The organism is Faecalibacterium sp. Marseille-P9590 (assembly GCF_017377665.1).
GTDB lineage: Bacteria > Bacillota > Clostridia > Oscillospirales > Ruminococcaceae > Faecalibacterium.
The window spans coordinates 201557-224669 of the sequence record NZ_JAFREF010000002.1 but is presented as its reverse complement, the minus strand read 5'-3'; the positions used below and the strand labels follow the sequence as shown (position 1 = coordinate 224669).

The window sequence follows — 23113 nt, the reverse complement described above, 5'->3', positions numbered from 1 at the left end:
GCACCACCGGCGGCGAGGAAAACGAGAACCAGACCGGCGGCACCACCGGCGGCGAGAAAAACGAGACTGATTCCACGAAAAAGACCCAGACCGGCGACAGCCCTGTGCTGGGAAGCCAGCTCACGTACACCGGCCCATCCTTCAATATCGCCAACGCCAATGACGACGATGAGACCCGGGACGAATCGACCACGGTCTTGGAGCGTGCTGCGGAAAACTTCAGGAACACAGCCGAAAACGTCACCAACTACGTCATCCGCATCATCAACAAGGCCACAGGCAGCACCCTCAACGTGACGCTGGACAATGTCAACATCGATACCAGCGACAATAACAGTGAGAACTATGGCAAAGCCGCCCTCAGTGTCGAGGGCAAGGGCAACACGCTAATCAAGCTCGAGGGCAGCAATACCCTCACCAGCAGCGGCTACCATGCCGGCCTCGAGCACAACGGAAAGAGCGAGGATGACAGCGGTAAATCTGTTGACACCGGCAGACTGACCATCACATCCGGAACAGATAAGAAGACTGGCAGCAACACCGGCAGCCTGACTGCCACAGGCGGCGGTGGCTCTGCTGGTATCGGCAGCGCCGGGAGCAAATCCGGTAGTAGCACTGGTGCCGGCATCATTGAGATAGTAGGCGGCGACATCAAAGCCATCGGCGCTTCCAGTGCTGCCGGCATTGGCAGCGGTAACGGTGCTACCAGCTACACCGATATCATCATCAAAGGCAGTGCCAAAATCGAGGCGCAGACCGAGCAGGGCGGCGCAGGCATCGGCAGCGGCGCGAACTCTTCCGGCACTACCACCGTCAACATCACCAGCGGCACCGTAAAAGCCCAGGGCGGCGACTATGGTGCCGGCATCGGCGGCGGTGACAACAGCAGAAATACCAATATCACCATCTCTGGCGGCACCATCGAGGAGGCCGTGGGTGGCAGCACCGGCGACGGCATCGGCGGCGGCAACAATAGCAGTAATATTACCGTCACGATTCAGGGCGGCACCATCAAAAAAGCGCAGGGCGGCAAAGGCAACTTTTACGCCGGCCACGGCATCCACAGCGACAGCACCCTGAACATCTCCGGCGGCACCATCGAAAACGCGCAGGGCGGCAACGGCAAATATTACGGCGGCCACGGCATCTACAGCGACAGCACCCTGAACATCTCCGGCAAGGCCTTCATCCAGAACGCCAAGGGCGGCGACGGCGGCACCGAAGGCGGCAGCGGCATCCGCAGCGACAGCACCCTGGACATCTCCGATCAGGCCTCCATCCAGAAAGCCACCGGCGGCGAAAGCCAATCTACCGGCGGCAGCGGCATCTACAACCACGGCAAGCTCACCATCTTCGGCGGCACCATCGGAACCGCACAGGGCGGCGAAGGCAAGAGCAGCGGCAGCGGCAACGGCGGCCACGGCATCTATAGCAAGACCATGGAGATCCTTGGCGGTATCATCCAAAAAGCCATCGGCGGCAATGCCAACGGGAACACCTGCACCGGCGGCTCAGGCATTTACGGCGGCGACTTCCTCACCATCTCCGGCGGCGAGATACAGCAGGCTACCGGCGGCGACAGCACCGGCATCAGTGGCAAAGGCGGCACCGGCATCCGCGGCGATCAAGTTGTGAAAATTTCGGGCGGCGCCATCGGGTCTGCCAAGGGCGGCAGCGGCGACAGCGGCGACAGCGGCGGCGGCGCAGGCATCGGCACGAGCGCAAACACCTCCCACGCTACCGAAATCACCATCTCCGGCGGCACCATCACCGAGGCCACCGGCGGCACCGGCGGCGCAGGCATCGGCAGCGGCTCGAACTCCTCCACGGCTACCACCATCAACATCATCGGCGGCACCATTAAAAATGCCACGGGTACGGATGGCGGCGCGGGCATCGGCGGTGGCCGCGGAGCCGGTGCCACCATCAACATCACCGACGGCACCATTAAAAAGGCCGAGGGCAAGAACGGCGGCGCGGGCATCGGCGGTGGCCGCGGAGCCGGTGCCACCGTCACCATCAAGGGCGGCACCATCGGCTCGTGGGACCGTGGCACCCAAACTGTCAATAAGGATGATGGCGCGTTCAGCAGCGGCGGCGCAGCCATCGGCGGCGGCGCGGGAGCCTCCGACGACACCACCGTCACCATCTCGAACGTCCTCATCCATAACGCCGAGGGCCGGGACGGCGGCGCAGGCATCGGCGGCGGCAAAAACTCTTCCGGCGCGGCCAATGTCAACATCTCCAGCGGCGAGGTCCACGCTTCCACCGGCTCCGGCAATGGCGGCGCAGCCATCGGCGGCGGCGAACAGTCTGAGGGCGCGGCCAAGGTCAACATCTCCGGCGGCGAGGTCTACGCTTCCACCGACTACGGCAATGGCGGCGCAGCCATCGGCGGCGGCGAACAGTCTAAGGGCGAGACCAAAATCGACATCTCCGGAAATGCGCAGGTGTATGCGGATGGCAACGACGGCGCAGCCATCGGCGGCGGCAGACAGTCTGAGAGCGCGACCGAGATCAACATCTCCGAGTATGCGCAGGTGTATGCGGATGGCCGCAACGGCGCAGCCATCGGTTCGGGCAAAGACTCTTCCGGCGCGACCAAGATCGACATCACCGGGTCTGCTCTCGTGTCCGCGGATGGCAGCAACGGCGCAGGCATCGGTTCGGGCAAAGACTCTTCCGGCGAGACGACCATCAAGATCCACGATACGGTAACCGGAAAGGGTGTCCAAAGGGCTTTTTCCGCCAGCGGTGCCGGCATCGGCAGCGGTAGCCACGCCTCCGGCAAAACTCACATCACCATCGGCAAAGCGTCTGTGAGCACTCTGGGAAACTATAGCTCGGGCGCAGGCATCGGCACCGGCTACGCTTCTAGCAGCGACGCCGACATCACGATAGAACGCAACAGTACAGTAAATGCCGACGGCGGCACCGGCGCAGCCATCGGCAGCGGCGTAGACTCCAAGGGCATCACCAGCATCTCCATCAAAGGCAGCAATGTCACAGCCACGGCAAGCCACGGCACAGGCATCGGTTCCGGTACCAGTTCTTCCGGAACTACCACCATTGATATTTCCGGCGGCACTGTTACGGCTTCGGGCGGCGCCTCCAGCTTCAACGGCGGCGCGGGCATCGGTGCAGGCAGTCACTCCACCGGCGACACCAGCATCACTCTCCGCGACGGCGTGACCGTTACGGCCACCGGCGGCGGTGATTCCAGCCGTGGCGGCGGCGGCGGCGCCGGCATCGGCAGCGGCAGCGACGCCAATGGCAACACCACCATCCTCATCGAGGGTGCAACAAAAGTTATCGCCACCGGCGGCTCCACCGCTGCGGGCATCGGCTCCGGCCGTGGCGTCGGCTATAGCGAATCTGGCCCCAAGGGCAGCACCACCATCACCATCCGCAACAGCGACGACGTCATCCCCATCATTGAGGCCAAGGGCGGCGGCGATGAGAACGAGTGCTGCTGGGCTTCCGGTGCCGGCATCGGCTCCGGCGGCAACACCCTTAATAAGACCACCATCAACATCGAGGGCGGCATTATCACGGCTGAGGGCGGCGTCAGCTCTGCCTCTGACCCTTCCTATCATGGCTCACGGCTCAGCGGCGCGGGCATCGGCTCCGGCTCCAACGTCTCCGGCGAGACCGAGATCAATATCTCCGGCGACAGCACCATCAAGAGCGCTTCGGGCGGCAAATACGGCGGCGCGGGCATCGGCAGCGGCAGCAGTGACACAAAAAACGACAGCAAGAAGGGCGCTGTCACCATCAACATCAAGGACAACGCCCATATCGTCAGCGCCACGGGCGGCAGCGACAGCACCAGCGGCGGCACGGGCATCGGCGGCGGCGCGGGCATCGGCGGCGGCCTGAACAGCGGAAAGTCCATCATCAACATCCTCAAAGGCACCATCGGTAACGTCATCGGCGGCAGATTCGCTGCCGGCATCGGCTCCGGCCAGAGCAGCAAGTCCGAGGTAAACATCTCCGGCGGCACGCTCCAAACCGTTACCGGCGGCGCGTGCGGCGCAGGCATCGGCGGCGGCTTTGACGGCAGCAGCTCTGATGTGACGATCACCAGCGGTACGCTCCAAACCGTCACCGGCGGCCAGTACGCTGCCGGCATCGGCTCGGGCTATAGTAGCAGCAGCAGCGTGACCATCAGCGGCGGCACGGTCAACGCCGCAGGCAACCAGTATAGCACATCCGGTTCTTCGGGCATCGGCGGCAACTCCACCGATGTGACCATCAGCGGCGGCAACATCACTGCCACCGGCTATGGCACCGGCGCCGGCATCGGCAGCTACGACGACAACTCCAGCAACATCACGATAACCGGCGGCACCATCACCGCCACCGGCAACGACAAAGCCCCTGCCATTGGCAACGGCAGCGTCTCCATCAGCAATGCCGACGCCCCGCTGGACATCACCGCAACCGCCCCCGTCGCCAACAAGGCCATCCAAAGCAGCGACGGCAAGAAGCTGGACGAGATCATCAATCTCGCGGAAAACGGCAAGAAGGGCCTCGTGAAGCTCGTAAAGAGCGGCACCAACAGCATCTCGCGGCTCTTCCACAACGGTGTCTACGCGGCCAGCCAGCCATCCCACAGCGGCAGCGTAAAGGCCGAGATGAGCGAGGAAGAAAAGGCCCAGTACGGCGACATCGCTTCCGTCCACAACTGGAAAGTCAGCAACCGTGAGGACCCGACCTGCGGCAAGGACGGCTACATCGATTACATCTGCATGGTGGCCAAGTGCGGCGCCACCTTCCGCCACACTCTCCCCGCCACCGGCCTGCACACCTGGAACGAGGGCGTCGTCACGAGGAAGCCCACCTGCACTGAGAAGGGCGTACGCACCTTCACCTGTTCCGTCTGCCACAATATCCGGACTGAGGACATCCCCACCACCGGCGAGCATCAGTGGAAACTCCTCTCCACGACAGCGGCTACCTGCGGCCAGGACGGCACCGTCACCTACAAGTGCGCGGTCTGCGGCGATACGAAGACCGAAACGCTCAAAGCCACCGGCCAGCACAGCTACGGCGCGGGCGTCGTGACCAAAGCCGCGACCTGCGCCGAGCCGGGCATCATGACCTATACCTGCGTCGTCTGCGGCGCTCCCAAGACCGAGAGCATCCCGGTGGATAAGAGCACCCACAAGTGGGATGCAGGCGTCGTCACGAAGGAGCCCACCTGCACTGCCGACGGCGTGCGGACCTTCACCTGTTCCGTCTGCGGCGATACCCGGACTGAGGCCATCAAGGCCCTCGGCCACGAGTACGGCGAGTGGGTCATCGACCGGGACGCTACCTGTGTCGAGGAAGGCTCCAAGCACCGTGACTGCATCCGCGGCGACGATACCCAGACTGAGGTCATCCCCGTCAGCAAGACCCACACCTTCGGCGAGTGGGTCATCACCAAAGAGCCCACCTGCACCGAGAAGGGCGAGCGCCAGCGCAGCTGCACCATCAGCGGCTGTGTCGTCACTGAGACGGAGGAGCTGCCCGCCCTCGGCCATCAGTGGAGCGACTGGACGCCTGTCAAGGGCGACAGCAGCCGCGAGTACCGCATCTGCGAGGTCTGCAATGAGGTGGAGTACCGCGATGTCTCCCACAACAGCGACAGCAGCATCTCCACCGGTCTGCGTGTCCTCGACCCGGCTCAGGCCAATATCATCCAGAACGTCCAGCTGGTCCAGCTGAGCCAGATCAACCATACTCTCTACATTCATGTCGCTCAGGAGACGGCGTCCCTGCAGGGCGACCTTTCCGATTTGACCGACCTCCGCTCTGAGAACATCAAGACCGTTGTCTTCTCCACCGTAAGCTGCACTTCTACCCTCTCCCTCTCCGATGTTGCAGCCCTCGGTGCGGGCAGCACACCTTTCACCCTCAGCCACAGCGGCTCCACCGCCACCTTCACCGTGGGCGGCGCAGACCACTCCGCACTGCTGAGGTAAGCAGATTACCATCCTCCATTCCTTCCACATAACGACCAAGGCCCCCGCAGTTCTGTTCCGGACTGCGAGGGCCTTGGCGTTTTATTATGATAAAATCTTACTTCAGCTCCCGCTGTACGGCAGCGAAGTCCTCGAGGGTCAGGGCCTCGGGGCGGATGCGGGCGTCGAAGCCCGCCGCCTCGATGGCCGCGATGACCTTATCTTTCGGCAGGCCGAGGCCGCTGGCGATGGCGTTGGCGGCGGTCTTACGGCGCTGGCCGAAAGCGGCACGGATGAGGGCGAAGTAGCCGTCCTCGTCCTCCACCTGTACGGCGGGAGTGGGGCGGATGTCCATCCGCACAACGGCGCTGGTGACCTTCGGGGCCGGGTAGAAGCTGCCCGGCGCGGCGGTGAACATCAGTTTTGAGGTGGCGTAGTAGCTCACGGCACAGCTGATGGCGCTGGACGCCCGGGTGCCGGGGGCAGCGGCCAGACGGTCAGCGGCCTCCTTCTGCACCATGACGGTGAGGTTCTGGATGGGCAGGCGGTCGCCCAGCAGCTTCATGACGATGGGGCTGGTGATGTAGTAGGGCAGGTTGGCGCAGACAGCCACCGGCATCCCGGGGAACTCCTCCTCGATGAGAGCGCGGAGGTCTACTTTCAGAACATCCTGCAATACCAGCTTGAAGTTCTCCACGCCCGCCATGGTCTCGGTCAGCAGGGGCGGCAGGCGCTCGTCCACCTCGATGGACACCACCTTGGCGGCGCGCTGGGCCAGCTCTTTGGTCAGCACGCCGATGCCGGGGCCGATCTCCAGCACGCCCCAGCTCTTATCGACGCCGCTGGCGTCCACAATCTTGGGCGGCAGGCCGGGATTGATGATGAAGTTCTGTCCAAAGCCCTTGGAGAGCGCGAAATCGTATTTTTCGCACAGGGTGCGGATAACGGAGAGGTCGGTCAGCTCCGGCATAGTGGTTTTCCTTTCTGTTTTTCGGTTGTCATTGGGTAACGTACATGCCAAAGCCTCTCCCTTTGGGAGCAACAGCGCTGACCGCCGCCAGCGGCGGAAACAGGGAGAAGCTGTTGGGGCCGCGGCCAGCAGGATGCGAGCGACAGCGAAGCAGACGCTGGGAGCCGCAACCCGGGCAGTGGCATCGCTTGCGATGACGGAGAGGACAAGGCCGCAGAAAAATGGCCGCTGCACAGCGATAGGCAGCGGCCTTTGTCAGAGCAAGACCATCATAGCCTTGCCCTGTTCCATTTCAGCATCCTTGCCCTCTCAGGCGCTCACGCGCCAGCTCTCCCAAAGGGAGAGCCTTTTTTAAGATGCGCTTTCCGTGCTGGAAGCCTCCTGCTCCCCTTCTGCACCGGCCTCGGAGGAAGCCTCTGCCTCCCCTGCGGCCTCGCTGGAAGCGGTGCTCTCGGCTGCAGCCTCTTCGGAGGCCGCAGCCGAGTCGGCGGCGATGTCAGCGTCGTTCACGCCGCCCACGGTGGTGACGCCGGTGAGCTGCTGTGCGGTGCTGACGGCGCGCTGTATCTGCGGGTCCGTGTCGAGGGTGTAGTCATAGTAGCTGGCCTGCTCGTCGGCAGTCAGCGGGCGCTCCACGTCCACGGTCAGGCCGGTGCCGTCGAAGCAGGAGCCGTCGCCGCAAATGAGCTTTGCCACCGTGACCACGACAGCGCTGCCGTCCGAGAGGCGCTGGGGGCTGCTCTGGATGGTGCCTTTGCCCATCGTGGTGCTGCCCACGAGGCGGGTGCCGCACAGGGTGCGCAGGCTGGACGCAAAGAGTTCTGCCGCACTGGCGGTGTTCTCGTTCACGAGGCAGACGGTGGGCTGGCTGATGACCGAGTCGCCGGTGCTGCTGCCCAGCAGGGTACGGTTGCCTGCCTTATCCTCAGCGTAGGCCAGCACGCCTTCCGGCGCGACGAGTTCGATGCAGCTGATGGCGTCATCAAGGATGCCGCCGCCGTTGTCGCGCAGGTCGAAGATGAAGCTCTGGGCGCCGCTGGCGGTCAGGCTGCGGAGCGCAAAGTCCAGCTCACTGGGGGTGGAGTTGTCGAACTGCCAGATCTTGATATAGCCCACATTGCCCTGCACCAGCGCGGAATCGACGCTGTTGGCCGTAAAGCCGGAGTGGGTCAGATCGGCGGTGTGCTGGGCGTTCTCGCTGTCCAGCCAGCCTACATTGACGCTCGTGCCGCTCTCGCCCCGGAGTTTGTTCTGGACAGCCTCCACGCTGCCCAGACTTTTGATGTCTGCGCCGTCGATGGTGGTGATGTAATCGCCCCGCTGGAGGCCGGCCTCCTTGGCAGGAGACTCGTCATACACTTTGATGACCTTGGCGTAGCCGGACTGGTCGATGGCCAGCTCCACGCCGATGCCCATCAGCTTGCCGCTCTGGGCGTTGAGCAGGTCGGTGTAGGCCGAGGCGGTGTAGTAGCGGGCGTACTTGTCGCCGGTACCCAGCAGATAACCGGCAGTCAGACGGTCGTACAGCACGGTCTCGTCGATGTCGTAGTAGTCGTTGGCGCGCACATAGCGGTCTACCTCGGCCACCTTGTTGTACATGCTCTCCTTTTCCTTCACGCTGGTGACGGTGTGGTCAAACAGCCGCATCGCCATCAGCATCGTGATGGAAAAAGTGACCGTCATTGCCAGAATGACGATGGTCACGGTCATCCCTACGGAAATTTTGCGGTTCATTCAGTGTCCTCCCCAGTTCAGACCAAAAACATCAGGATGACACTGCCCAGCACCGACAGCAGGAACACTCCTGCCAGAATCAGACAGCCCACCCGAAGGATACGCTTGCGTTTTTGCTCGTTCATTTCGCCTTGTGGCCTCCTTTGACCCCTCGACTTCAATTACAGTTGTGTTATCTTATCGGAATATAACCGCGGGGGTTGACCGCATTGGCCTTGGAGCCGCCCTTCCACACCTCGAGATGGAGGTGGTTGCCGGTAGAGTTGCCGGTGGAGCCCACATAGCCGATGAGGTCGCCCTGGTTGACATACTTGCCCGCCGACGTTGCCACCGAGCGCATATGGCCGTAGAGGGTGGAGTAGGCGTTGCCGTCTGTCATTTTGCCGTGATAGATGATGACATAGTTGCCGTAGCCGCCGCTGGACCAGCCGGCCACCTGCACATAGCCGCTGGCGGCTGCGTAGATGGGCGTGCCTGCGGGGGCGGCAAAGTCGATGCCGGCGTGGAGTTTGTTGACGCCGGAGACCGGGTTTTTGCGCCAGCCGTACTCGCTGGAGATGCGGGTATAGCTCCTGAGCGGGCAGATAAAGCCGCTGAAGCTCAGCTGGGGCTTGCTGGCCGCTGCCGCTGCGATGAGCTTCTGGATCTCCTTCTTGACGGCCTCGTAGTTCATCTCGTCCGACTCGATGGCCGCCTGGGCGTTCTTCTGGGCCTGCTGGGCCTCAGCGGCGCTCAGACGGGCCTCCTTGACGCTGTTGTTGAGCTCGTTCTGCTTGGACTGCATCTGCTTGTTCTGGGCGTCCAGCTCAGCCTTTTTGTTCTGCAGCTGGGTGCGCTCCTCCACGAGCTGGGTGCGGTCGGCCACAAGGGCTTCCTTCGCAGCCTTCATGTTGTCGAGTATCTCGGTATCCTTCACCGAAATGTCCTGCATGACCTCATTGAAGGTCAGAAGCTCGTACAGATCGCTCACAGCCCGGAGCATGGCGACGCTGCCGCCGTCCCGCAGCTCCTGCATCGCGGCCATATGGCTCTTGAAATCGTCCCACTGGTCGGCGATCTCCTGCTCTTTCCGGGCGATCTCATTCTGCTTGGCGGTGATTTCCTGCTCTTTGACGCCGATGTTGTTCTGCACCTCGGAGATCTGGCTCTTGAGGACGCTGATCTGGCTCTGGAGCACCGAGACTTTTTCCTTCAGCTCAGACTCGAGGGCCTTGGCAGCAGCTTCCTTCTTTTTGGCGTCGTTCAGCTCCGTCTTATGCTGCTTGATGGACGCAGAGATCTTGTCCAGCTTGTTCTGCAGCGAGCTCATGCTGGTGGCCGCACTGGCCGGATAGACCGTCACGCTCAGCACGAGGCAGGCGGCGGCCAGAAAGGCGCAGGCGGCGCGCATCATGGCCGAATGGCCCGACGGCTTTGCGTGGCGGGGCGGATGGTGCAGAACAAAGCCTGCGGAATGCTTGTCGTGGTACACAGTAGGCCCCTCCTTACACGTTCAGGTGCTTGCGGATGGAGAACATACTGCCCAGACCGCCCACCAGAGCGCCGCTCGCGAGGCTGTAGGTCAGGATGGTGGGCCAGACATTTTCCAGCGGCACCAGAGCCGTACCCATAAGCATCTGCCACAGGCCGCCCAGCGTGGGCGCCAGCTGAACGATGTAGGCATAGCCGCCGATGGTGGCAGCTGCCGTCAGGATGCCGGAGAGCAGGCCCATGGTCAGGCCCTCGATGACGAAAGGCAGGGTGACGAGGGCGTTGGTAGCGCCGACATACTTCATGATCTCGATTTCACGGCGGCGGGCAAAGACGCTCAGCCGGATGGTGGTACCCACCGTGATGATGCTGACAGCCATCAGCACCAGCACCACACCGCGCCCGACCTTGGTGACGGCCTGCTGGATCTCCACGAAGGTCTTGGTCATCTCGATGGGAGCCGTGACGCTGTAGACGCCGCTGATGTTCTCGAACTGCTTGCTGATGGTCTCCATCTGGTTCAGATCAGACAGAGAGACGCGGTAATTGGCCTTGAAAGGGTTGTCGTTCTCGAACTCGTTCAGCAGGGCGGCATAGTCGGACATATACCCCTTGTACTGGTTGAGGACGTCTTCTTTGGACATATACTGCACCCGGCTCACACCTGCGGTGCCGCTGAGGGCATTGCCCACAGACTGGATGGTGGCGTCATCGGCCTCGGGGTCCACGTAGACCACCATCTCGTTCTGGCTGCCCAGATAACTCACCATGCTGTCCACATTGACTTCAATGAGGCTGGCGAAGATGTTCAGGGTCATGCAGACGCTGAGGGAGGCGATGCAGGCGATGGTCATGGCCCAGTGCTTGCCGAGGTTGCGCACGCCGCGCCGGGTGAGGAACCCAAACGTAGAGATTTTCATACGTGTACCTCCTCGCCGAAACTGGCCGGAACATCGGAGATGATGCGGCCCTGCTTCAGGGTGATGGTGCGGCGGTTGAAGCGGCGCACCAGTTCATGCTCGTGGGTGACGACAAGCACCGTGATGCCCATCTCGCTGACGCGTTCCAGCAGTTCCATCATCTCAAGGCTCATCTCGGGGTCGATGTTGCCGGTGGGCTCGTCTGCAATGACGAGGCGGGGGCTGTGGGCCAGAGCGCGGGCCACGGCCACGCGCTGCTGCTCACCGCCGGAGAGGAACTCGGGGTAGACCTTTGCCTTATCTTCCAGATGCACCAGCTCCAGCATGTAGTTGACGCGCTCTTTGATGTCTTTTTTACCGATGTTGGTGACATGCATGGCAAACGCCACATTCTCGTAGACCGTCATGGTGGGGATGAGGCGGAAATCCTGGAAGATGATGCCCATCTGGCGGCGAAGGAAAGGCACTTTGCCCCGGCGCAGCCGGGCGACGTCCTTGCCGTCCACCATGACGCGGCCCTCGGTGGGCAGCTCTTCGCGGAGGATGAGCTTGAGCAGAGTGGACTTGCCGGCGCCGGAGTGGCCCACCAGAAAGACGAACTCGCCGTCGTCTACATGGAAGTCGATGTCCTCCAGAGCGGGAGTATCGCTCCGTTTGTATATCTTGGTGACATGTTCAAAATCTATCATGAGTATCTTGCTCCTGAAAAATTTATTTGGCACAGAAGTTCCAGACCATTACAAAAGAAACCGGCCAGCATCGGGGTCGAGCGGCCGGTTTCGGCGTCCGCAGCCGGAGCGGCTGAGACGAAATATCAATATTTGGCCGGGTTGTTGGACAGGTACTTCTTGACCATGAGCGCTACCTTGAACACGATAGCGTCGTCGAACTCACGCAGATCCAGACCGGTCAGCTTTTTGATCTTTTCCAGACGATACACCAGCGTGTTGCGGTGGACGAACAGACCGCGGCTGGTCTCGGAGACGTTCAGGTTGTTCTCGAAGAAGCGCTGGATGGTGAACAGGGTCTCCTGGTCCAGGCTCTCGATGCTGCCCTGCTTGAACACTTCGCGCAGGAACATCTCGCAGACCGTGGTGGGCAGCTGGTAGATCAGACGTGCGATGCCCAGATTGTCGTAGCGGATGATCTGCTTCTCGGTGTCGAACACCTTGCTGACCTCCATGGCGATCTGTGCTTCCTTAAAGGAAGTAGCCAGGTCCTTCACGTTGGCGATGGGGGTGCCGATGCCCACGACAGCCTTGATGTAATGCTCGCCGGACAGGGTGTCCACGATGCTGGCGGCCAGTTTTTCCATATCCGAGCGGTCGATGCCCTTGCGGATCTCCTTGACCAGGACGGTGTCCGTCTCGCTGATGTTGAAGACGAAGTCCTTCTGCTTGTCGGGGAACAGGCTGCTCACCACGTCGTAAGCGGAAATGTCGCCGCCGCTGGTGACGCGGACGATGAACACCACGCGGGAGACGTCGGTAGCAAAGTGGAGCTCACGGGCCTTGGCGTAGATGTCGCCGGGCAGGATGTTGTCCAGCACCACGTTCTTGATAAAGTTGGCTTTGTCGAACTTCTCGTCGTGATACTGCTTGATGCTCTGCAGGCTGATGGACAGCACAGCGGCAAACTGGCCCGCAGTCTCGTCCGCACCTTCCACAAAAACGGCATAATCGTTATGCTTTGCGCTGGAGAACTGCTGGTAGGTGTAGCCATCCCGCACGAAGCGGTCACCGGCCGTCAGACGCTCTGCCATAAAGCCCTCGCGCACCTCACCGATCAGATTCAGCTCCGAGCAGGAGATGACAGCGCCGGTCTCATCCACAACGCCGACCACGCGGTCGATCGCGTCCTTCATCTGGTAGATCACGCTCTGAAATACTCTATTGGCCATAAATGGATACCCCTTTTCCTCTCTTGTGCAAACCGCAGGTGGGCGGGATTGTGATTTTTAACAATTTCGCCGCATTACATTTTATATTTTACACAAAAGAATTTACTTTTGCAACATATTTCACCAAAAAAAATTCTTCTTTCTTGTTGAAATTATCTTTCGGGGTCATTTTCGGGCCAAAAAGGGCCTTTCTGCGTGGTTCTGAGGGCTATTTTACCGGTAAAATGTGATACTTTTTTGAAAACCGGGTGAAAAGCAGTCCTTTACCCCGTGGTAATTTTCGCCACCTCGTCAGCTGTCAGCTCCCGCCACTGGCCCGGGGCAAGGCTCTCGTCCAGTGCAAGCCCGCCGATGGCGTCCCGGTGCAGGGCGTTGACGCCCGCACCGTAGACGCCGAACATCCGCTTGATTTGATGATACACGCCCTGCCTGAGCAGGACGCGGACCGTCAGCCCGTCGGGGGTGAGGGCGGACACTTCCGCCGGCGAAAGGGCCGTGCCGTCGGCAAGGGTAACGCCTGCGGCAAAGCCGGCCTTCATCTCTTCCGTCAGCGGGGTGTCGATGACAACGGTGTAGGTCTTGGAGACATGGCGCCTGGGCGCGAGGATGTCGTGGGCAAAGCCGCCGTCGTCCGTCAGCAGGACGAAACCGGTGCTGGTCTTGTCCAGCCGCCCGGCCGGGAACAGCTCCCGCCGGGGATAGGCATCCCCCACCAGATCCACGACCGTCGTGTCCCGCTTGTCGGTGGAGGCGCTGACGACGCCCTCGGGCTTGTTGAGCATAAGGTAGACGAACTGCCGGTAGGCCAGCGCCTTGCCGTCCACCGCCACGGCGTCAGCCTCTTTCAGCTGGGTGTCCCCTTTCTTGCAGACCGCGCCGTTGACCGTGACGCGGCCTTTCGCCAGCAGTGCCTTCGCCTCGCTCCGGGTGCATTGGGCCGTCTCGGCTAAATATTTATCGAGTCTCATGAAAACTCCTTCTGTGTGCAGAAAAGAGGCCGTTGCCTGCGGCAACAGCCTCTTTTCCTGTAAAATCACGTTTAGACGCTCAGGTTTGCGTGCTGTTCCACAGCATCCGGGTTGGCGTCAAAGATGGGCTTGAGGATGTGAGCAATGAACTCCTCCACCTGCTGGGGAGCGCGGCCCACAAAGTTCTCCGGCACAAGGCCCGCCGTGATCTCTTCCTTGGTCAGACCAAAGGCCGGGTCGGCGGCGATGCGGTCCACCATATCGTTGGGCAGACCTTCTTCCTTGACCTGCTTGCCGGCGGCGATGGCGTGCTGGCGCAGACGCTCGTGGAGCTCCTGACGGTTGCCGCCCTTCTCCACGGCCTGCATCATGATGTTCTCGCTGGCCATGAAGGGCAGCTCGGCCATCAGGCGGCTGCGCACGACCTTCGGGTAGACCACGATGCCGTCGGTGACGTTGAGCATGATGTTCAGGATGGCGTCGGTGGCGAGGAAGCCCTCAGCCATGGCAACGCGCTTGTTGGCGCTGTCGTCCAGCGTGCGCTCAAACCACTGCGTACCAGTGGTGAAGCTGGGGTTGAGCACATCCACCATCAGGTAGCGGCTCAAAGCGCAGATGCGCTCGCAGCGCATGGGGTTGCGCTTGTAGGGCATGGCGGAGGAACCGATCTGGTTCTTCTCAAACGGCTCTTCCATCTCCTTGAAGTTGGCCAGCAGGCGCAGGTCGGTAGCGAACTTCATGCAGCTCTGGCCGATGCCGGCCAGGGCGTTGAGGATGAAGGCGTCCACCTTGCGGCTGTAGGTCTGGCCGGACACCGGGATGACGGCCTCGCAGTCGAAGCCCATCTCCTCAGCGATGGAAGCATCCACGGCGCGGATCTTGTCGGCGTCGCCCTTGAACAGCTCCATAAAGGAAGCCTGGGTGCCGGTGGTACCCTTGACGCCACGCAGCTGCAGGGTAGCCAGACGGTGGTCGATCTCGTTGAGGTCCATCACCAGCTCGTTGGCCCACAGGGTAGCGCGCTTGCCCACGGTGGTGGGCTGGGCGGGCTGGCAGTGGGTGTAGGCCATGCAAGGCATATCCTTATACTCCTCGGCGAACTTTGCCAGCTTTGCCAGCACGCCGATGAGCTTCTTGCGCACCAGCTCGAGGCCCTGACGCATCACGATGATGTCGGTGTTGTCGCCGACATAGCAGCTGGTGGCACCCAGATGGATGATGCCTGCCGCCTTGGGACACTGCTGGCCGTAGGCGTAGACATGGCTCATGACGTCGTGGCGCACCAGCTTTTCCCGCTCGATGGCGACTTCATAGTTGATGTCGTCCACATGAGTTTCCAGCTCGGCCACCATCTCGGGGGTGATATTGGTCAGGCCCTGCTTCATCTCGGCCCGGGCCAGGGCCACCCACAGGCGGCGCCAGGTGCGGAACTTGTTGTCGTCCGAGAAGATGTACTGCATCTCATCGGAGGCATAACGGGTGGAAAAAGGGCTGATATAACGGTCATGCTGAGACATTAGGATGTCCTCCTTGGGTAAGTTTTACGAAACCTCAACCTCTCAGTCTCGCTCCGCTCGACAGCTTCCCTACCGAGGGGAGCCTCTGGCGAAGAGAGAAAGCTTTACGAAATGCCAAAGCCTCCCCTCGTTAGGAGCAACAACGACGACCGCCGCCAGTGGCGGAAACAGGGAGTCGCTGTTGGGGCCGCGGCCAGCAAGACGCAAGCGGAGCGCTGCGGATGCTGGGTGCCGCAACCCGGGCAGTGGCATTGCGAAGCAATGACGGAGAGGTTTTCTCCTATTTTACCATCAAATATTTTACCATCAAATCTTGAAATAGTCCACGCCGCCCTCGAAAATAGGCTGATACTTGTCGCCGGTGACGTTCTTGTACAGGTACTCGCCGCTGCGCTCCGAATGGCCCATCTTGCCGAAGACACGGCCATCCGGGCTGGTGATGCCCTCGATGGCGAGGACGGAGCCGTTGGGGTTGTACTTCATGTCCATGCTGGGGCTGCCGTCCTGATCGACGTACTGGGTCGCGATCTGGCCGTTGGCGATGAGGGTGTCCAGCACGCTCTGAGGTGCCACGAAGCGGCCCTCACCATGGCTGATGGCCACGGTGTGCTGGTCGCCCACGCTGCACTTGGACAGCCAGGGGCTGCCGGTGGAGGCGATGCGGGTGCGCACCAGCATACTCTGGTGGCGGCCGATGGTGTTGAAGGTCAGGGTCGGGTCGCAGGCCGTGATGGGGCGGATGTCGCCGTAAGCGGCCAGACCCAGCTTGATGAGGGCCTGGAAGCCGTTGCAGATGCCCAGCATCAGACCATCCCGGTGCTGCAGCAGGTCGCGGACTGCCTCAGTGACCGCAGGATTGCGGAAGAAGGAGGCGATGAACTTTGCGCTGCCATCCGGCTCGTCGCCGCCGGAGAAGCCGCCGGGCAGCATGACGATCTGGCTCTCGTTGATGGCCTTGACCAGTGCCTCGCAGCTGGCGGTGACGTCAGCGGGGGTCAGGTTGCGGATGACCAGCACCTCGGGGTCCGCACCGGCGCGGGCAAAGGCGTGGGCGGTGTCGTACTCGCAGTTGGTACCCGGGAAGACCGGGATGATGACCTTCGGCTTTGCCACGCCGATCTTGGGCGCAGCGGGGGCGGTCAGGCTGCCGTCGATCTTCTCGACGGCGGGGCCGGCCTTGCGGTAGGGATAGACGGGCTCGAGCTTGCTCTCCCAGATCTCCTGCAGCTGGGCCATATCCAGCTTGTCGCCGCAGCACTCGAAGGTGTAGTCTGCGGTGGTCTCGCCCAGCAGCTCACCAGCCGGGGCATCAGAGACCATCTCCAGCACGATGGAGCCGTACATGGGCTTAAACATATCGTGGGTGGTCATGTTGTTCATCATCTTGAAGCCGATGCGGTTGCCCAGCCCCATCTTGAAGAGAGCCTCGGCCAGACCGCCATAGCCCACAGAGGAAGCAGCGGCCACCATGCCATCTTCCATCATCTGCTCAACTTTCTTATAGTTGGCCTTCAGGGAGAAGAAGTTGGGGCAGCCGGTGACGGGGTCCAAGATGGGCCGGATGAGGACGACGGTGCTCTCAGGCTTCTTGAACTCGGTGGAGACGACGCGGCCGGCCTTGCCGATGGCGGTTGCGAAGGACACCAGCGTGGGAGGCACATCCAGCTGCTCGAAGGAGCCGGACATGCTGTCCTTACCGCCGATGGAGGCGATGCCGAGGCCAATCTGCGCGTCCAGTGCGCCCAGCAGAGCGGCCAGCGGCTTGCCCCAGCGCTCCGGGGAAGTGCCAAGGCGCTCGAAGTACTCCTGGAAGGTCAGGTAGGCGTCCTCATAGCGGAAGCCGGAGGCCACCAGCTTGGTCACACTCTCGACGACGGCCATCCGTGCGCCCACATACTGGTTGGCGCTCATGAGGTAGGGGTTGTAGCCCCATGCCATGCCGGAGCAGGTGTTGGTCTCGCCGTCCACGGGCAGCTTTGCGACCATGGCGTTCTGGGGGGTCAGCTGGCATGCGCCGCCGAAGGGCATCAGCACGGTGGCCGCGCCGATGGTGGAGTCGAATCGCTCAGAAAGGCCCTTCTTGCTGCAGACGTTCAAATCGCCCACCATGTTCTTCATCTTCTGCTCGAAGGTCACGCCGGCCCACTGGGGCTGCCAGACAGTCCCCTTCTCGATGTGGACGTTCTGGTGCTTCTCAGCGCCGTTGGAGTTCAGGAACTCGCGGCTGATGTTGACGATGGACTTGCCGTTCCACACCATGTTCAGGCGCTTTTCCTCGGTGACCTTTGCCACGGGGGTGGCCTCAAGGTTCTCCTCGGTGGCGATGGCGATGAATTTGTCCACGTCCTCAGGGGCCAGAGCCACGGCCATACGCTCCTGGCTCTCGCTGATGGCCAGCTCGGTGCCGTCGAGGCCGTCATACTTCTTGGTGACCTTGTTCAGGTCGATATACAGGCCGTCGGCCAGCTCGCCGATGGCGACAGAGACGCCGCCGGCACCGAAGTCGTTGCAGCGCTTGATCATCTTGCAGGCGTCCTCGCGGCGGAACAGGCGCTGCAGCTTGCGCTCGATGGGGGCGTTGCCCTTCTGGACCTCAGCACCGCAGTGCTCGAGACTGTCCAGCTTGTGGGCCTTGGAGGAACCGGTGGCACCGCCGATGCCGTCGCGGCCGGTGCGGCCGCCCAGCAGGACGATGACGTCGCCGGGAGCGGGGCATTCGCGGCGGACGTGGGAAGCGGGCGTTGCGCCCACAACAGCGCCGATCTCCATGCGCTTTGCCACATAGCCGGGGTGATAGATCTCATCCACCTGACCGGTGGCAAGGCCGATCTGGTTGCCGTAGGAGGAATAACCGGCGGCAGCGGTGGTCACCAGTTTGCGCTGGGGCAGCTTGCCGGGCAGGGTCTCACTGACGGGCTTGAGAGGGTCGCCTGCGCCGGTGACGCGCATGGCCTGATAGACGTAGCTGCGGCCGGACAGCGGGTCGCGGATCGCACCGCCGATGCAGGTGGCAGCACCACCGAAAGGCTCGATCTCCGTCGGGTGGTTGTGAGTCTCGTTTTTGAAGAGGAACAGCCAGTCCTCATCCTTGCCGTTGACGTCGCACTTGATCTTCACGGTGCAGGCGTTGATCTCCTCAGACTCGTCGAGGTTCTTCAGGATGCCCTGCTTTTTCAGTTCCTTGGCACCGATGGTGGCCAGGTCCATCATGCAGCGGGGCTTGTTCTCGCGGCCAAGGTCGGCGCGCATGGCCATGTAGCGGTCGAAGGCCTCCTGCACCACGGCATCGTCGATCTGGACGTCGTCCAGAATGGTTCCGAAGGTGGTGTGGCGGCAGTGGTCCGACCAGTAGGTGTCGATCATCTTGATCTCGGTGATGGTCGGGTCGCGCTTCTCCGAGCGGAAATACTCCTGGCAGAACTTGATGTCGCCCAGGTCCATGGCGAGGCCCTTCTCGTCGATGAACTTTTTCAGGCCTGCCTCATCCAGCTCGTTGAAGCCGTCCAGCACCTCCACTTCGGTGGGGATGGGATACTCCATCTTCAGGGTAGCCCTGGTGTCCAGCGAAGCCTCGCGGGCCTCCACCGGGTTGATGACGTATTTCTTGATCTCAGCCACCTGCTCATCGGTCAGGGTGCCTTCCAGCAGGTAGACGCGGGCAGAGCGCACCAGCGGGCGGTCGCCCTGGCTGATGAGCTGGATGCACTCGGCGGCAGAGTCGGCGCGCTGGTCGAACTGGCCGGGCAGATACTCCACGGCGAAAGACACGCCGTCGGAGACGGGCAGCTCTGCGTAGGTGTTATCCACCGGCGGCTCACTGAACACGGTGGGGACGCACTGCTCGAACAGAGCCTCGTCGATGCCTTCCACGTCGTAGCGGTTGAGCAGACGCAGACCGTTCAGCTCCTTGATGCCCAGCAGGGAGACGAGCTCATTGCGCAGGCTCTGGGCCTCGCCGTCGAAGCCGGGTTTCTTTTCAACATAGATACGATATACCATTGGGTATTTCCCTCCTGTATCGATTTCTTCTTCCGGGCTAAACCTCTCCGTCACGGCTGACGCCGTGCCATTGTCCGGGTTGCGGTACCCAGCATCCGCTTCGCTTTGCTTGCGTATTGCTGACCGCGGCCCCAACAGCGACTCCCTGTTTCCGCCACCGGCGGCGGTCGTCGTCGTTGCCCTAGCGAGGGGAGGCTTTGGCATACCGGAAAACTTCATCTCTTCGCCAGAGGCTTCCCTCGATAGGGGAGCTGTCTGCGAAGCAGACTGAGAGGTTTATTCTTTCTCTGCCAGCGCTTTCAGCGCCCGCATCCCGATGTCGGTGCGCTTGTGCAGCTTGTCGAAGTGGATGTGCTCCGCCGCCTCGTAGGCGATGGAGATGGCGCGGGGCAGGCCGGGCGCAGTGGCCGTCACACCCAGCACACGGCCACCGTTGGTGACGAGCTGGCCGTCCTCGGTGATGGCCGTGCCGGAGTGGTAGACCGTGACGTTCGGCTCATCGGGCAGCTGGCCGTCCACCAGACCGGTGATGGGCTTGCCCTTCTCGTAGGCCACCGGGTAGCCGCCGGAAGCGAGGATGACGCAGGCGGCAGCGCCGTCCGAGAACCTGACCTCGGTGTCGGCCAGCGTCCCCTCGGTGCAGGCGGTCATGACCTTGAGCAGGTCGCTTTCCAGCAGGGGCAGCACCACCTGAGTCTCAGGGTCGCCGAAGCGGCAGTTGTACTCGATGACCTTCGGGCCGTCCGGGGTGAGCATCAGGCCGAAGTAGAGGCAGCCCTTGAAGGGGCAGCCCTCAGCGTTCATGGCCTTGATGGTGGGCAGGAAAATTTTCTCCATGCACTCGGCAGCGATGGCCGGAGTGTAATAGGGGTTCGGCGCGACGGTACCCATGCCGCCGGTGTTCAGGCCGGTGTCGTGGTCGTTGGCGCGCTTGTGGTCCATGGAGGACACCATGGGCTTGACCACCTTGCCGTCGGTGAAGCTCAGCACACTGACCTCGGGGCCGGTGAGGAACTCTTCCACCACGACATGGTTGCCGGAAGCGCCGAACTTCTTGTCCAGCATGATCTCCTTGACGCCCTCGGCGGCCTGCTCTTCGTTCTCGCAGATGAGTACGCCCTTGCCCAGCGCAAGGCCGTCGGCCTTGATGACCACCGGGTATTTGCCCTCAGCCTTGATATACTCCATGACCTTGGCGGGGTCGTCGAAGGTCTCATACTTTGCGGTGGGGATGCCGTACTTCTTCATGAGGTCTTTCGAAAAGACCTTGGATGCCTCGATGCGGGCAGCGGCCTTGTCCGGGCCGAAAGCCGGGATGCCGACTGCCGCCAGCGCATCCACCATGCCCAGTGCCAGCGGGTCGTCCTGAGCCACCACGACGTAGTCGAACTTTTCCGTCTCCGCAAAGCCGACCATCGTTTCCACGTCGGTGGCCTTGATGTTGACGCAGTGGGCGTCATAGCCGATGCCGCCGTTGCCGGGCGCACACCAGACTTCGCCGCAGTCAGGGCTCTTCTTCAATGCCTTGATGATGGCGTGCTCGCGTCCGCCGCCGCCAACGACCAGAATTTTTTTTGCCATTTTTATGCCCCCTTAGTGATGGAACAGCCGGATGCCGCAGAATGCCATTGCGATGCCGTACTTGTTGCAGGTGTCGATGACCTGCTGGTCGCGGATGGAGCCGCCGGGCTGGACGATGGCCGTCACGCCGGAACGGCGTGCGCGCTCGATGTTGTCGCCGAAGGGGAAGAACGCATCCGAGCCGAGGCAGACGCCGGTGACATGGCTCAGGTACTCTTTCTTTTCCTCAGCGGTCAGCGGCTCGGGCTGACGGGTGAAGGTCTCGGCCCAGACGTCGTCACCGATGACGTCCTCGGGGGTGTCGCCGATGTAAACATCAATGGCGTTGTCGCGGTTGGGCTTTGCCACATCGTCACGGAAAGGCAGCTCCAGCACCTTCGGCATATGGCGCAGCTGCCAGTTGTCGGCCTTCTGGCCTGCCAGACGGGTGCAGTGGATGCGGCTCTGCTGGCCGGCACCCACGCCGATGGTCTGGCCGCCTGCGGTGTAGCAGACGCTGTTGGACTGGGTGTATTTCAGGGTGATGAGGGCAATGATGAGGTCGCGCTTCTGCTCCTCGGTCACGGTCTTGTTCTCAGTGACCCAGTTGGTCAGCATGGTGTCGGCGTTGATGGCCAGCTCGTTGCGGCCCTGCTCGAAGGTGATGCCGTAGACCTGCTTGTGCTCCACGGGGTTCGGCTTGTAGGCCGGGTCGATGGCGACCACGTTGTAATTGCCCTTCTTCTTTCCGGCGAGGATGGTCAGTGCCTCCGGCTCATAGCCCGGGGCGATGATGCCGTCAGATACTTCGTGCTGGATGAGCTTTGCAGTCGGCACATCGCAGACGTCGGAGAGGGCGATCCAGTCGCCGAAGGAGGACATCCGGTCCGCACCGCGGGCGCGGGCATAAGCACAGGCCAGCGGCGAAAGCTCCATGTCCGGGGCGATGTGGTACATCTTCCGCTCCACCTCGCTCAGAGGCAGACCGAGAGCTGCGCCGGCCGGGGAGACGTGCTTGAAAGAAGCGGCAGCGGGCAGGCCGCAGGCCTCCTTCAGCTCCTTCACCAGCTGGATGGAGTTCAGAGCATCCAGAAAATTGATGTAGCCGGGCTTGCCGTTCAGGACGGTGACGGGCAGGTCAGAGCCATCCTCCATATAGATGCGGCTGGGCTTCTGGTTGGGGTTGCAGCCGTACTTCAGTGCGAGTTCATTCATTGGTGCATCCTCCTTGTGTCTTAGGTTATTCTTCCTCGGCGTCGAGCTTTTTGAGCAGTTCCAGCTCTTCGGGCAGCAGCTCCGGCTCCTCAGGGTCGTCGAGGTCGCTGCACACAGCGTCGTATTTGTTGAAGATCATGTCGCCGCTCTCGCCGGTCTCCAGATCGATGACCCGGGCGAAGAGGCTGACTTTGTTGTCGGGGTTCAGGTTCTGCCACAGGCCGTGGGCGAAGTCGCCGATGGTGCGGGGGCAGGCGAAGCGGAGCGGCTCCCCCTCAAAGCTGGGGATGGGATTGCCGTTGTGCTTGTAGGTGCTGATGAAGTGGCCTTCACCGGCCACGGGCTGGGGGTAGTCGAAGAAATAGCGCTGGACGCTCTCGCCGTTGCCGTCGGCAGACTTGAGGATGCTCATCTGGTAGCTGCCGTCTGCGTACACCACAGCGGAGATGCGGGGGGTGTAGTTGGGCTCGTCCGGCTCAAAGGTGCGGGTGCGCAGGGCGTCGGCGAAGCTCTTGCCCCGGCTCATCTCGTCAAAGATGGTGTCGGTCTGGTCGCCGTTGGTGACGATATGGGTCTTGCCGAGGGTCAGCACGGGGTTATAGATGATGAGGCTGGGGTCCTCGAGCTTGGCCGGGTCGGCAGCCATGGTACAGATGCCGCCGCGCTCCGGCACCGGGTCGAAGACGCGGTTGCGGCTGTTCTCGCTGCGGCCCATGATGAAATAGCCGATGAACACCTGACGGCCATCCGGAGCCTTTGCCACCGCGATGCCGCGGCCGGGGTACTCGTTCGCGGCCAGATATTCGTTCAGGTTGATTTTTTCCATGTCAAATTCTCCTATTGTTAAACCTCTCCGTCACGGCTGACACCGTGCCACCTCTCCCAAAGGGAGAGGCTGAACCAACGCCCTGC

12 protein-coding genes and 1 pseudogene are annotated in these 23113 nt (G+C 62.0%); 1 reads left to right on the top strand and 12 read right to left on the bottom strand.

Annotated features, from left to right (window positions below; all coding sequences use genetic code 11):
- Positions 1-5969: pseudogene (locus J3349_RS03705) on the top strand (hypothetical protein); the annotation flags it as partial.
- A gap of 97 nt (positions 5970-6066) precedes the next feature.
- On the opposite strand, the gene rsmA reads toward J3349_RS03705, so the two are convergent.
- From rsmA to J3349_RS03645, 12 genes are all read right to left on the bottom strand, one after another.
- Positions 6067-6918, bottom strand: a complete 852-nt coding sequence (rsmA, locus tag J3349_RS03700) for a 16S rRNA (adenine(1518)-N(6)/adenine(1519)-N(6))-dimethyltransferase RsmA (RefSeq protein ID WP_207676471.1) — start codon at positions 6916-6918, stop codon at positions 6067-6069.
- Positions 6919-7269: 351 nt separating this feature from the next.
- On the bottom strand, positions 7270-8652 hold the full coding sequence (locus J3349_RS03695; protein WP_207676470.1) for a S41 family peptidase: 1383 nt from the start codon (positions 8650-8652) through the stop codon (positions 7270-7272).
- A gap of 172 nt (positions 8653-8824) precedes the next feature.
- Positions 8825-10123 (bottom strand): peptidoglycan DD-metalloendopeptidase family protein, encoded by a 1299-nt coding sequence (locus J3349_RS03690; RefSeq protein WP_347564968.1) that lies wholly within the window; start codon positions 10121-10123, stop codon positions 8825-8827.
- A 13-nt stretch (positions 10124-10136) separates the two neighbouring features.
- The gene (locus tag J3349_RS03685) at positions 10137-11042 is read right to left on the bottom strand and encodes a permease-like cell division protein FtsX (protein WP_207676469.1); all 906 of its coding nucleotides are present in this window, start codon (positions 11040-11042) and stop codon (positions 10137-10139) included.
- Entirely contained in the window at positions 11039-11731 is a 693-nt protein-coding gene (gene ftsE / locus J3349_RS03680) for a cell division ATP-binding protein FtsE (RefSeq protein ID WP_158399946.1), read from the bottom strand. Before ftsE ends, J3349_RS03685 begins: the two co-directional genes overlap by 4 nt.
- A 125-nt stretch (positions 11732-11856) precedes the next feature.
- Positions 11857-12942, bottom strand: coding sequence for a helix-turn-helix domain-containing protein (locus tag J3349_RS03675; RefSeq protein WP_207676468.1), 1086 nt, complete (start codon positions 12940-12942; stop codon positions 11857-11859).
- 263 nt (positions 12943-13205) lie between these two features.
- Positions 13206-13910: a pseudouridine synthase gene (locus tag J3349_RS03670; RefSeq protein ID WP_207676467.1), complete on the bottom strand. Its 705-nt coding sequence runs from the start codon at positions 13908-13910 to the stop codon at positions 13206-13208.
- Between the two features lie 71 nt (positions 13911-13981).
- A complete protein-coding gene (gene purB / locus J3349_RS03665; protein ID WP_207676466.1) occupies positions 13982-15427 on the bottom strand; it encodes an adenylosuccinate lyase in 1446 nt (481 codons plus the stop codon).
- Positions 15428-15733: 306 nt separating this feature from the next.
- Positions 15734-19426, bottom strand: coding sequence for a phosphoribosylformylglycinamidine synthase (locus J3349_RS03660; protein WP_207676465.1), 3693 nt, complete (start codon positions 19424-19426; stop codon positions 15734-15736).
- Positions 19427-19702: 276 nt separating this feature from the next.
- Positions 19703-21007 carry a phosphoribosylamine--glycine ligase gene (gene purD / locus J3349_RS03655; RefSeq protein ID WP_158399950.1) on the bottom strand — a complete coding sequence of 435 codons (1305 nt, stop codon included), beginning with the start codon at positions 21005-21007 and terminating at the stop codon, positions 19703-19705.
- Between the two features lie 12 nt (positions 21008-21019).
- Positions 21020-22201: a phosphoribosylaminoimidazolecarboxamide formyltransferase gene (locus J3349_RS03650; RefSeq protein ID WP_015563617.1), complete on the bottom strand. Its 1182-nt coding sequence runs from the start codon at positions 22199-22201 to the stop codon at positions 21020-21022.
- A 25-nt stretch (positions 22202-22226) separates the two neighbouring features.
- A complete protein-coding gene (locus J3349_RS03645) occupies positions 22227-23027 on the bottom strand; it encodes an IMP cyclohydrolase (protein ID WP_158396632.1) in 801 nt (266 codons plus the stop codon).
- Between the last annotated feature and the right edge of the window lie 86 nt (positions 23028-23113).

Bases quoted from the DNA above. Each gene is read 5' to 3' on its own strand.
- J3349_RS03660 (WP_207676465.1), bottom strand. From the start codon at position 19,426: ATGGTATATCGTATCTATGTTGAAAAGAAACCCGGCTTCGACGGCGAG.
- J3349_RS03650 (WP_015563617.1), bottom strand. From the start codon at position 22,201: ATGAATGAACTCGCACTGAAGTACGGCTGCAACCCCAACCAGAAGCCC.
- purD (WP_158399950.1), bottom strand. From the start codon at position 21,007: ATGGCAAAAAAAATTCTGGTCGTTGGCGGCGGCGGACGCGAGCACGCC.
- J3349_RS03675 (WP_207676468.1), bottom strand. From the start codon at position 12,942: ATGGCCAATAGAGTATTTCAGAGCGTGATCTACCAGATGAAGGACGCG.
- ftsE (WP_158399946.1), bottom strand. From the start codon at position 11,731: ATGATAGATTTTGAACATGTCACCAAGATATACAAACGGAGCGATACT.
- J3349_RS03695 (WP_207676470.1), bottom strand. From the start codon at position 8,652: ATGAACCGCAAAATTTCCGTAGGGATGACCGTGACCATCGTCATTCTG.
- J3349_RS03670 (WP_207676467.1), bottom strand. From the start codon at position 13,910: ATGAGACTCGATAAATATTTAGCCGAGACGGCCCAATGCACCCGGAGC.
- rsmA (WP_207676471.1), bottom strand. From the start codon at position 6,918: ATGCCGGAGCTGACCGACCTCTCCGTTATCCGCACCCTGTGCGAAAAA.
- purB (WP_207676466.1), bottom strand. From the start codon at position 15,427: ATGTCTCAGCATGACCGTTATATCAGCCCTTTTTCCACCCGTTATGCC.
- J3349_RS03685 (WP_207676469.1), bottom strand. From the start codon at position 11,042: ATGAAAATCTCTACGTTTGGGTTCCTCACCCGGCGCGGCGTGCGCAAC.
- J3349_RS03645 (WP_158396632.1), bottom strand. From the start codon at position 23,027: ATGGAAAAAATCAACCTGAACGAATATCTGGCCGCGAACGAGTACCCC.